This window comes from Paenarthrobacter histidinolovorans (genome assembly GCF_014647595.1).
GTDB lineage: Bacteria > Actinomycetota > Actinomycetes > Actinomycetales > Micrococcaceae > Arthrobacter > Arthrobacter histidinolovorans.
In genome coordinates this window covers 993,421-1,004,908 of record NZ_BMPM01000001.1, presented here as the reverse complement: position 1 = coordinate 1,004,908, position 11,488 = coordinate 993,421, and the positions used below count along the sequence as shown (strand labels likewise).

Below are 11,488 nucleotides of genomic sequence, written 5' to 3'. Positions count from 1 at the left end.
AGTCACCATCGGGGGTTTCGTTCATGATTTTCACCAACGCCCCGTCGGTGTCCGCTTCGAGCAGGGAATCCCACTCACGGCCCCAGACGACCTTGATCACGTTCCAGCCCGCGCCGCGGAAGAACGCCTCGAGTTCCTGCATGATCTTGCCGTTACCGCGCACTGGCCCGTCCAGGCGCTGGAGGTTGCAGTTGATCACGAAGTTCAGGTTGTCCAGGTTCTCGTTCGCGGCGAGCTGGAGCAAGCCACGGGACTCGGGCTCGTCCATTTCCCCGTCACCAAGGAACGCCCAGACCTGCTGGTCCGAGGTGTCTTTGATGCCACGGTTCTGCAGGTACCGGTTGGACTGGGCCTGGTAAATCGCGTTCATCGGGCCGATACCCATCGACACGGTCGGGAATTCCCAGAAATCAGGCATCAGGCGCGGGTGCGGGTACGAGGACAACGCGTGCCCGGCCTTGGACTTCTCCTGCCGGAACCCGTCCAGGTCCTCTTCGGTCAAACGGCCTTCCATGAACGCCCTGGCGTACATCCCCGGGGAAGCGTGGCCCTGGAAGAACACCTGGTCCCCGCCGCTGGGGTGGTCCTTACCGCGGAAGAAATGGTTGAACCCCACCTCGTACAACGTCGCAGCACCGGCATAGGTCGAAATATGCCCGCCCACACCAATATCCGAACGCTGCGCACGATGGACCATCACCGCGGCGTTCCACCGCATAAACGCCCGGTACCGGCGCTCGAACTCCTCGTTCCCCGGGAACGGCGCTTCCTGGTCCACCGGGATCGTGTTCACATAATCAGTGGTCGTCACCATCGGCACACCCACCGACCTGGCCCCAGCACGCTGCAACAAACTCCGCATAATGTACTGGGCCCGCTCGGTACCCTGCTCAGCGATCAACGCATCAAGGGACTCAATCCACTCCGCGGTCTCTTCCGGATCACGATCAGGCAGCTGGGCAGTCAACCCGCTGAGGATGTGTGAGGTCTCTTCTCCTGCAGCCACGTCCAACCTCTCTTCATTGAATGTCTGGGCGCTTGCTCTGTGGGGGCGCTCAAGGAATTTCGTATTGTGAGAATAAAATTCTGCAATTCGAGATTACGTCCGCCGATGGGCAGCGTCAACACGGATTGCGTATCCGAAACAGTCAACCCGCAAAGCTGGCGGCAAACAACCAAATGTGACCCTGCATACAGCGCGAAGCCTTGACCGGGCGTGACCTGCGTCATAGAGTTCTTTCACTATTCAATAACTCGATTCCGCAATGTGGAATCAGTACGAAGTGGAGATCCACGATGCAGACGACTTCATCAGTCGGCGTCAATGAGACTCCGGAAGACGCAAAGACGGGTGCCCCTAACCACCCGGTCGTGGGAAACACGGATCTTTGCGCGATTGCTTCCGAAGCCGCAGGCCGTACCATCAGTCCCAGTCTTTACAACATCGACCTCGCACCCACAAAGGCCAAGGGCCGCAAGTGGACCAGCTACAGCATCTTTACCCTCTGGGCCAACGACGTCCACAGCCTGGGTAACTATGCCTTTGCCATCGGGCTGTTTTCCCTGGGACTGGGAGGCTGGCAGATCCTGGTGGCCCTGGGCATTGGCGCCGTCCTTCTGTTCGCCCTCCTGAACTTCTCAGGCTTCATGGGCCAGAAGACAGGTGTCCCGTTCCCGGTCATGAGCCGCATCAGCTTCGGCATCAGGGGAGCCCAGATTGCCAGCCTCGTCCGCGGCGCCGTTGCCGTTGCGTGGTTCGGCATCCAGACCTACCTGGCGTCGGTGGTCCTCCGTGTCCTGCTGGTGGCTGTGGCTCCTGGCCTGAAGGACCTGGACAGCAACTCCATCCTTGGCCTTTCAACCCTTGGATGGTTCTCCTTCGTTGCGTTGTGGATCGTACAGCTGGTGATCGTGAGCTTCGGCATGGAAATGATCCGTAAATACGAAGCTTTCGCCGGACCAATCATCCTGGTGACCATGGCGGCCATTGCCGTATGGGTCTTCATCGAAGCCGGCGGCGCCATCCAGTGGAGCGGCATCAAGGGCCTCGAGGGTACCGAAATGTGGCTCACCATCTTCGCCGGCGGCGCGCTTTGGGTCTCCATCTACGGAACGTTCGTGCTGAACTTCTGCGACTTCACGCGCTCCTCCACCTCCAAGAAGTCGATCGTCAAGGGCAATTTCTGGGGCATCCCCATCAACATGCTCGTGTTCGGTGCGATCGTCGTGGTCATGGCCGGCGGCCAGTACAAGATCAACGGCACGGTCATCCAGAGCCCGTCGGATATTGTCCAGAGCATCCCCAATACGCTCCTGCTGGTCCTGGCGTGCCTTGCCCTGTTGATCCTGACCATCGCGGTGAACCTGATGGCCAATTTCGTGGCCCCCGTCTACGCACTGACCAACCTCTTCCCGCGGCACCTGAATTTCCGTAAGGCAGCATGGGTGAGCGGCACCATTGGCTTGATCATCCTGCCCTGGAACCTCTACAACAACCCGATCGTGATCGTGTACTTCCTCGGTGGCCTGGGTGCTTTGCTCGGCCCGCTGTTCGGTGTGGTCATGGCTGACTACTGGTTGGTCCGCCGCGGCAAGGTCAACGTTCCGGAGTTGTATTCGGAGGACCCCAAGGGGGCGTACTTCTACAAGCGCGGCGTCAACCCCAAGGCCATCATTGCCATGCTCCCGGCTGCTGCCATGGCTATAGCCATCGCCTTCATCCCCGCGCTGGCCGCGGCAGCTCCGTTCGCATGGTTCATCGGGGCGGGCGTCGCTGCGCTCACGTACTTCGTCGTGGCCGACAAGAAGCAGGTCCACGAGGACGTTTCCGGCGAGCCCATCGCCGTCGCCAGCACGCACTGAGCGCCGTCATCCCAAGATATAGAGGACATCCCATGCGAATCCTTGTCGCAAACGTCAACACCACCCAGTCCATGACCGATTCCATCGCAGCCCAGGCCCGTGCCGTGGCAGCACCGGGTACGGAAATCGTCGGAATCACTCCGCGGTTCGGCGCCGACTCCTGCGAGGGTAATTTCGAAAGCTATCTCGCAGCGATCGCCGTCATGGACGCCGTGGTCAACTATCCGGAACCTTTCGACGCCGTTATCCAGGCGGGCTACGGCGAGCACGGCCGTGAAGGCCTCCAGGAACTGCTGGACGTACCCGTTGTGGACATCACCGAGGCTGCGGCCAGCACGGCGATGTTCCTTGGCCACAAGTACTCGGTGGTGACCACCCTCGACCGGGCGGTTCCCCTCATCGAGGACCGCCTCAAGCTCGCCGGGCTGGAAGCGCGTTGCGCGTCAGTGAGGGCCAGTGGCATGGCTGTGCTGGAACTCGAGGAGTATCCGGAACGTGCCGTCGAGGCGATCGTGGGCCAGGCGGAGGAGGCTGTGCACAACGATAAAGCCGAAGTGATTGTCCTTGGCTGCGGTGGCATGGCCGGACTGGATGAGCAGATCCGCCAGCGCACGGGGGTTCCCGTGGTGGACGGAGTGGCCGCCGCGGTCACCATTGCGGAGTCACTGGTACGCCTCGGCCTGTCCACGTCCAAGGTCCGAACCTACGCAACGCCGCGTCCCAAGACTGTCGTAGGCTGGCCGATAACCGCAGCCCAGCCCGCAGCCCAGCCCGCGGACGCAACGCGCTGAACGCATCGCGCTCGTAGCAACCTCCTCGAAAGGCAACCACATGACTGACTCCAGCCTGCCCGCGGACCCCAGGGTCGCCGTCGTGACCGGTGCCGGTTCGGGTATCGGGCGGGCAGTTGCCCGGCTGATGCTCGCCGAGGGCTACCGTGTAGCGCTGGCCGGGCGTCGGGAGGCGCAGCTGCTGGAAACGGCCGGCGGCCACCCGGACGCACTTGCGGTTCCGTGCGATGTGACAGCGCCCGACGACGTCGCGCGCCTTTTCGCCGAAGTACGCCAACGCTGGGGCAGGGTGGATGTGTTGTTCAACAATGCCGGGGTCTTCGGACCCGCCGGGGATGTTGGCGAGATCAGTATTGAAGAGTGGGAAGCGACGCTGCGGGTCAACGTGACCGGCTCCATGCTGTGCGCGGCCGAAGCCGTGCGGACCATGAAGGAACAGCAGCCGCGGGGTGGTCGCATCATCAACAACGGCTCCATCTCGGCGCATTCGCCCAGACCACGATCCGTGGCCTATACGGTGACCAAGCATGCGATGACTGGTCTGACCAAGAGCATTGAACTTGATGGCCGGGAGTTCGGGATCACCTGCGGGCAGATCGACATCGGTAATACCCGCACGGAGATCATGGACACCATCGGCGTTGGCTCGGGCGCGCTGCAGGCCGACGGCAGCCGCAAGGTGGAGCCGATGTTCCCCGTGGAGGACGCTGCCCGTGCCGTGCTGATGATGGCCAACATGCCGGCAACAGCCAGTGTTGGCTCATTGGTGGTGACGGCTGCCGGCATGCCGTTCGTGGGCCGCGGCTAGAGGGTTTTCGTTCACTAACCGCCCGGCCGGGACCTCGCCGTACCGCCACCACCCACATTGAGTCCCGTATGCCTGCGACACGCCTGAACTGGGGTGTGTCGCAGGCATTTCTGCGTTCAAAGCCGGTGGTGGAGGCCCGGGCCCAAGACGTCCCAACCAAATGTGACTTCCGCATTATGGAAAAGGAATTTCCCCTTGCGGAATGGTGTGAGCGGGATTACATTTGAAAAACCCCCTCAAAACGTGGGGCTGTTCCCAACTGATTGGTTCAGATCAATGAAGATCCCAGACCCCGCGGCGCTGAAGGCGAGTTCGGCCCCGCAGAAGAAAAAGCGGCTGTACCAGTCGCTCTTTTTTCAAATCCTGATCGCCGTCGTCGCAGGTGTGCTCATCGGTCATTTCTGGCCGAACATCGGGTCCGCACTCCGGCCACTGGGTGATGGATTCATTCAACTCATCAAGATGATCATCGCCCCGCTGATCTTCCTCGTGATTGTCACAGGCATCTCGGCAGTGGGCGACGTAAAAGCGGTCGGACGGGTCGGGGTCAAAGCACTCCTGTACTTCACCGGCGCCACCCTCTTCGCCCTGGTTTTCGGGCTCATCGTGGGCAACATTGTCCAGCCGGGCGCCGGCCTGAACATCGATCCCTCAACGCTCTCCCAGGACGCCCTTAACGCCAAGACCGGCAACGCGCCTCCCAAGGACGCCGCCGCGTTCATCCTGGATGTCATTCCCGTCAGCGTGATCGGCGCCTTCGCCAGCAACAGCCTGCTCCAGGTGCTGTTCTTCTCGGTCTTCTTTGGTGCGGCCATCGTGGTCATCGGCCGCGAGCGGTGCCTTCCGGTCATCAGCCTGATGGAAACGGTCCTGGAGCTCATCTTCAAGATCATGTCCTGGATCATGAAGGTGGCCCCCATCGGCGCCTTCGGTGCCATGGCGTTCATCATCGGCCAATACGGTGTGGGCACGCTCGGAACTTACGCTCTCTTGATAGCGTCCTGCTACGGCGCGGCCATCATCTTCATCGGCTTGCTGTTCCTGGTGGCGTGGGGCTTCGCCCGGGTTCCGCTTTGGCAGTTCCTGAAGTACACCCGTGAAGAGTTCCTGCTGGCACTTGGCACGGCCTCCACCGAGGCTGTCATGCCACGCATCATGACCAAGCTGACCAACGCGGGCTGCTCCCGTGCCACCACAGGTCTTGTGGTTCCCACCGGCTACTCCTTCAACCTTGATGGCGCCGCGATCTACCTCTCCATCTCCCTGTTGTTCCTGGCCCAGGCATTCGGCCACAACCTGGACCTCGGCCAGCAACTGGCCGCGCTGGGTGTGCTGCTCCTGACCTCCAAGGGCATGGCCGGCGTCCCCGGTTCATCCTTCCTGGCACTCTCCGCCACCGCGGCCGCACTGGGGATCTTCCCGGTAGCCGGCGTGGCACTCCTCCTGGGAGCTGACCGCCTCATGGACTCCATGCGGGTAGTGGTCAACCTGCTCGGCAACTGCGTAGCGACGTTCGTGGTGGCCAAGTGGGAAGGCCAGTTCGACCGCAGCGTCATGGTCCGCGCCTTCAATGGCGAGATCACCAATGAGGACACCGCCATCATGCTTGGCAAGGAAGACGTCTACGCACAGCAGGAGCTGGAGCGCATCAGCGGCGGCCAGAACCCTTCACCGAAGTTCCGCGGCGGGCCAGCCGCAAACGAGATACCGCAGTTCGAAATGAGCAAGCCCGGCCAACCGTCAAACCCGGTCTGCCCTGACTAAGCAAGCAAACCTAAAGCCAGTGCCCTCAAGATCACGTCTTGAGGGCACTGGCTTTTTGCCGGCTAGAGGGGCAGCAGTTCAGACAGATCAGCGCGCAGGCCCGAGGCAGTGACTTTGTGGGCTGAAACAGCCTCCGCCCAGTTGAGGCGCCCCGTCACCAAACCCAGCCAGGTGTCGGCGTCGGTCTCTATGACGTTCGGGGGAGTGCCGCGCGTGTGGCGGGGCCCTTCCACGCACTGCGTGACGCCGAACGGCGGCACGCGGACCTCCACCGAATTGCCGGGCGCGCGTGCGGTGACTTCCTCCAGGGAGTAGCGCACCGCCGTCGCGATCACAGCGCGCGACGGCGGATTCCCGGCAGCGGCGCCGGACCCACCGGCGGCTTCACCGCTGGAAGGCCCGACGGCGGCTTGCCAGGCTGCCAGCGCAGCGCGGCCCTCGGAGATGTCGACGCGGCGTCGTGCAACAGCCATGGGTTCATTCCTTCTTAACTACTAGTCCAGCAGGGCAGAAACTGCGTGGCCCAACCGGATCCTGCCCACTTCGTGTCCGCCACCAAGAACAGGCTCCACCACCCGTTCAAGGACGTTGGAGACGGCCGGGATGTCCACGGCTCCGCTCACGGCGAGCAGGGTCAGTCCTACCAGGGAGGTGGCGCGGAGGTTGCCGTCGAGGACCTTGACTGCCACGGTGGCGCCGGTGGGTGTGGCCAACACAAGGACGCCCTCGGCCCCGATCTTGGCCAGGACCTCCAGTTCCTCCATGACCACGGTGTTCGATTCGCCCTTGCCCTGGACGGCCCACGGGTAATCCAGCATGGACGTTGCGATGGTGGCCGCGCGTGCGTTGGAAGATTTATCTCCCGGGGACTTGGCCAAGCGGGAGTAGGCGCGGGCGAGTCCGGTCAGGGAGATGGCGGCAACGGGTGCTCCGCAGCCGTCGATGCCAAGGTGCGAAATGGTTTCGCCGCTGTATTCCTCAATGACGGAGCGCACCCTTTGCTGGAGGGGGTGGTTTGGTTCCAGGTAGCTACGGAGGTCCCAGCCGTTTTCGGTGCACGCCCACAGGAAGGCGGCATGCTTGCCGGAACAGTTGAAGGCAAGCTTTGACTGTCCCCGCTCCGAGCGGACCAGCCAGTTACGGGCCGTCTCGTCCTGCGGCCACGCGGTGGGGCATTGCAGGTGTTCTTCCCGCACTCCGGCGGCCTTGAGCATTCCCTCCACCACATCCATGTGATCCAGGGATCCTGTGTGGCTTCCGCAGGCGACAGCAACTTGGGCACCGCGCAGGGGAACGCCTGACTGCATGGAGGCGAGGGCCTGGAAGGGCTTGAGGGTGGAGCGGGCGAAGACGGGAGCATCGATGTCGCCGAGCCGTGTGACCACCGAACCATCACCGGCGAGGACCACAGCCGCGCCGACATGGCGGGACTCGATAAAGCCACTGCGTTCGATCACTGCCAGTTCGACGGCGGACTCAACGTTGAACGTTTCATGCGAACTCATGGGCATGAAGCAAGTCTAGGCGCGGCTGAGTGCTTCCAAGGTCAGGTGCAGGCGTGCCGGGTCCGCTGAATGACACAGCTTAGACCGTGCGCTCCACACAAAGTACCCTTGAAGACTGTGAAGGTACTCGTCATTGGCCCAGGCGGCCGCGAACACGCCATTGTCCGCTCTCTGCTCGAAGACCCCAACGTCTCCGAGGTCCACGCGGCCCCGGGCAACGCGGGCATCAGCAAACTCGTTCCCACCCACGCGATCGACGGGAACAGCCCGGAAGCCGTGTCCGCCCTCGCCACCAAGCTGGGCGTGGACCTGGTTGTGGTCGGCCCGGAGGCTCCGCTTGCAGCCGGTGTCTCCGACGCCGTGCGCGCGGCCGGCATTCCGGTGTTCGGCCCCAGCAAGGAAGCCGCCCAGCTGGAAGCTTCCAAAGCATTCGCCAAGCAGATCATGGCCGAAGCCAACGTTCCCACGGCCATGGCCCGCGTTGCCATCAACGCGGAAGAAGCCGCAGACGCCCTGGACACCTTCGGCGCACCGCACGTTGTTAAGGACGACGGCCTGGCCGCGGGCAAGGGCGTAGTGGTCACCAACGACCGTGAAGAGGCCTTGGCCCACGCGCAGGCCTGCTTCGACGCCGGTGGAACCGTGGTCATCGAGGAATTCCTGGACGGACCCGAGGTTTCCCTGTTCGTCCTCTGCGACGGCCGCACCACCGTCCCGCTGTCCCCGGCGCAGGACTTCAAGCGCATCTTCGACAACGACGAAGGCCCCAACACCGGCGGCATGGGTGCTTACACTCCGCTCGAATGGGCTCCCGAAGGCTTGGTCCAGGAAGTCATCGACCGCGTGGCCCAGCCCACCGTGGACGAGATGGCCCGCCGCGGCACACCCTTCATTGGTGTCCTGTACTGCGGTTTGGCCCTGACCTCCCGTGGCACGCGCGTCATCGAATTCAACGTCCGTTTTGGCGATCCCGAGACTCAGGCTGTCCTTGCCCGCCTCAAAACGCCGCTCGGTGCGCTGCTGCTGGCAGCCGCCAAGGGCGAACTGGACACCGCAGAAGAGCTGCGCTGGTCCAAGGACACCGCGGTCGCCGTCGTCGTTGCAGCCGAAAACTACCCTGACGCGCCCCGCACCGGTGACCGTATCCGTGGCCTGAAGAAGGTTGACGAGCTGGACGGCGTCCACGTCGTCCACGCCGGTACCAAGCTGGACGACGAGGGCAAGGTTGTCTCTGCCGGCGGCCGCGTCCTCGCGGTTGTGGCGCTCGGTTCGGATCTGGTGGAGGCCCGGGAAAAGGCGTACGACGGCGTGGAGCTGGTTCAGCTTGAAGGCTCACAGTTCCGTACGGACATCGGAGGCAAGGCCGCGCGCGGCGAAATCCGGGTGCCGTACGCGGCTACCGGCACCATCCCGAAAGTGCAGGCCTGAGCATGACTGATTCCCTTCCCGCAGGTGGTTTCGAGACCGAGACCCTGAATCTTCCGGGCTGGACCCATGTCTATTCCGGCAAGGTCCGCGATCTCTACGTCCCGGCCGATGAAGCGATCACGGAAAAGATCGGCCAGGAATGCGTCCTGGTTGTGGCCAGCGACCGCATCAGTGCCTACGATCACGTCCTCAGCAGCGAAATCCCGGACAAGGGCCGCGTTCTGACCCAGCTGAGCCTGTGGTGGTTCGAGCAGCTGGACGTGGAGCACCACGTGCTGGCCTCAACAGTTGAGGGCGGCGTGCCCGCCGAGGTTGAGGGCCGGGCCATGATCTGCAAGAAGCTGGAGATGTTCCCGGTGGAATGCATCGCCCGCGGCTACCTCACTGGTTCAGGCCTGGTGGAGTACAAGGAGCACGGCACGGTCTGCGAGATCCCGCTGCCTGAGGGCTTGGTGGACGGCTCCCGCCTGGAGAAGGCGCTATTTACCCCCTCCGCAAAGGCCGAGGTGGGCGAGCACGACGTCAACATCACGTACGACGACGTCGTGGCCATGGTGGGCGATGACATTGCTGCCCGCTTGAGCGAGCTCACGTTGAAGATCTACACCCGCGCCGAGGAGATTGCCCGCGAACGCGGCATCATCCTGGCCGACACCAAGGTGGAGTTCGGTATCGACGCCGCCACCGGTGTGATCACCCTTGGTGACGAGGTCCTTACCCCGGATTCTTCACGGTTCTGGGATGCGTCCACGTATGCGCCGGGGAAGTCGCAGCCTTCGTACGACAAGCAGTACGTCCGCGACTGGCTGACGTCCGCCGAATCCGGCTGGGACAAGTCCTCGGACACCCCGCCGCCGGCACTTCCCGCCGACGTAGTGCAGCGCACCCGCGCCCGCTATGTGGAGGCTTACGAGAAGCTCACGGGCCGTACTTTCGCCTAAAGCACCCAACTGAGTCGCAGTTCATGCCGTTTTGAGCTCTCATAACGGCATGAACTGCGACTCACTTGTTTAATCAGGCTTCCGAGTGTTCTTTCGCTGCCCGACGCTCGGCAAGGCGGATCTCCAGGACGGCGTCCATGGCTTGCTGCACCCTGTCCGAGGCGCCGGCTGCACTGAAGTCGTGCTGGGCCTCTTCCAGGAACTGGAGTGCCTCCGCGGCTTCTCCGGCTGCCTTCAACGACTTGCCAAGCAGGAGTGAGACTTCACCGGCGGTGTGCCGGGCCAGGACCTTGCGGTCGGCGTGGATTTCGCGGAGTTTCTCGACGGCGGCCGGAATGTCACCCGTGAGGTACAGCCAGCGGGCGCGGATGAACGCGACTTCCAGCTGGTCCGTCTTGTTGCCGCCCACAATGGACAATGCGAGTTCAGCGCGCTCAATGGCGGACAACGTCTCCGGTTCCACGATGCCCGAGGACAGCCGGACTGCAGCCGATGCCTTGTTGAAGCGTGCCCACAGTTCGATGTCGTTGGCGGGGGAGAGCAGTTTGGCGGCGCGTTCGTGGTGCTTGATGCCTTCCACGTAGTCGTGCCGCATGAACGCGACGTTGCCCACCACCCAAGCGACCTCACCGGCCAACTGGGACATGGAGTGTTCGTCCATGTGCTCGATCATCGCCAGGCAGTAGTCCCAGGCCTCATCGAGCTTGCCGCTCTCAGCCAACGCACCGATCAGCGCGCGGTGCGCGCCGATGATGAGCGTGGAGCCCTTGGGCAGCTGCTCGCTCAGCTTCACTGCCTGCTTGGCATGCTCGACGGCGGTGGCCAGCTGCCCTTGTCCGTGACACACGGCGGCAAGCATCTGCCAGGCGCGCACTCCGAGGCCGGCCGATTCGGTGGCCATGGGATGCTCCAGCAGGTGCTCAACGATCTGCTGGCATTCCTTGAGCTGGCCTTGCTTCATGACGCACTCGGCCTGCATATAGGTCATGTTCCACCAGGCGCTGTTGTTCTTGGCCTCAAGGGCGATCTGCGCTGCGGTGGCGGCGTGGCTGGCGGCCAGCTGGTAGTCGCGCAAGTCCCATGCCTGCCGGGCGTAGAGACCCGCCAGGACGTATTCGGCATCGCTGACAGAGACGGGCTGGCTCCATGCTTCCAACGCTTTGGGAGCCAGTTCCAGCCGGCGTGCCAGCTCTTCGATGACCTCTGCCGTTGGCTCGCGCCGGCCGGTCTCAAGCAGCGAGATGTAGCTGGGCGAGTACAGGTTCTTGCCGAGCTCCGCCTGCGTTAACCCGCGTTCGAGCCGTTCGGCACGTAGTTTCTCGCCGAATCCGTTTCCCACGGGCCCCTCCTACAGGTGTCTTTTGACCAAAACCTTGACAGTCTCTGTGG

The 11,488-nt window shown here is 63.1% G+C and carries 9 protein-coding genes and 1 pseudogene; 6 read left to right on the top strand and 4 right to left on the bottom strand.

The genetic code is table 11. The features are described from left to right. Window positions 1-1,006 (bottom strand): annotated as a pseudogene (locus IEY62_RS04625) (pyruvate dehydrogenase (acetyl-transferring), homodimeric type); the annotation flags it as partial. A 290-nt stretch (window positions 1,007-1,296) separates the two neighbouring features. Between IEY62_RS04625 and IEY62_RS04620 the strand changes: the two are divergent. The 4 genes from IEY62_RS04620 to IEY62_RS04605 all read left to right on the top strand — a co-directional run bounded on the left by IEY62_RS04620 (window position 1,297) and on the right by IEY62_RS04605 (window position 6,225). Continuing rightward, window positions 1,297-2,862 carry an NCS1 family nucleobase:cation symporter-1 gene (locus tag IEY62_RS04620; RefSeq protein WP_189014319.1) on the top strand — a complete coding sequence of 522 codons (1,566 nt, stop codon included), beginning with the start codon at window positions 1,297-1,299 and terminating at the stop codon, window positions 2,860-2,862. 32 nt (window positions 2,863-2,894) lie between these two features. Beyond that, complete coding sequence (locus IEY62_RS04615) at window positions 2,895-3,653, top strand: aspartate/glutamate racemase family protein (protein ID WP_189014317.1); 759 nt, start codon at window positions 2,895-2,897, stop codon at window positions 3,651-3,653. 40 nt (window positions 3,654-3,693) lie between these two features. Further along, entirely contained in the window at window positions 3,694-4,461 is a 768-nt protein-coding gene (locus IEY62_RS04610; RefSeq protein ID WP_189014315.1) for an SDR family oxidoreductase, read from the top strand. Window positions 4,462-4,737: 276 nt separating this feature from the next. Beyond that, complete coding sequence (locus IEY62_RS04605) at window positions 4,738-6,225, top strand: cation:dicarboxylate symporter family transporter (RefSeq protein WP_189014313.1); 1,488 nt, start codon at window positions 4,738-4,740, stop codon at window positions 6,223-6,225. A 62-nt stretch (window positions 6,226-6,287) separates the two neighbouring features. On the opposite strand, the gene IEY62_RS04600 is transcribed toward IEY62_RS04605, so the two are convergent. Both IEY62_RS04600 and IEY62_RS04595 read right to left on the bottom strand, forming a co-directional pair. Continuing rightward, window positions 6,288-6,698 (bottom strand): sterol carrier family protein, encoded by a 411-nt coding sequence (locus tag IEY62_RS04600; protein WP_189014311.1) that lies wholly within the window; start codon window positions 6,696-6,698, stop codon window positions 6,288-6,290. Between the two features lie 21 nt (window positions 6,699-6,719). After that, window positions 6,720-7,736: an asparaginase gene (locus IEY62_RS04595; RefSeq protein WP_189014309.1), complete on the bottom strand. Its 1,017-nt coding sequence runs from the start codon at window positions 7,734-7,736 to the stop codon at window positions 6,720-6,722. 111 nt (window positions 7,737-7,847) lie between these two features. Between IEY62_RS04595 and purD the strand changes: the two genes are divergently transcribed. Both purD and IEY62_RS04585 read left to right on the top strand, forming a co-directional pair. Then, window positions 7,848-9,158, top strand: a complete 1,311-nt coding sequence (gene purD / locus IEY62_RS04590) for a phosphoribosylamine--glycine ligase (RefSeq protein ID WP_229785078.1) — start codon at window positions 7,848-7,850, stop codon at window positions 9,156-9,158. A 2-nt stretch (window positions 9,159-9,160) separates the two neighbouring features. Further along, window positions 9,161-10,099, top strand: coding sequence for a phosphoribosylaminoimidazolesuccinocarboxamide synthase (locus IEY62_RS04585; RefSeq protein WP_189014304.1), 939 nt, complete (start codon window positions 9,161-9,163; stop codon window positions 10,097-10,099). A 73-nt stretch (window positions 10,100-10,172) separates the two neighbouring features. Here IEY62_RS04585 and IEY62_RS04580 read toward each other — a convergent pair whose 3' ends face one another. Continuing rightward, window positions 10,173-11,438 (bottom strand): helix-turn-helix domain-containing protein, encoded by a 1,266-nt coding sequence (locus IEY62_RS04580; protein WP_189014302.1) that lies wholly within the window; start codon window positions 11,436-11,438, stop codon window positions 10,173-10,175. Between the last annotated feature and the right edge of the window lie 50 nt (window positions 11,439-11,488).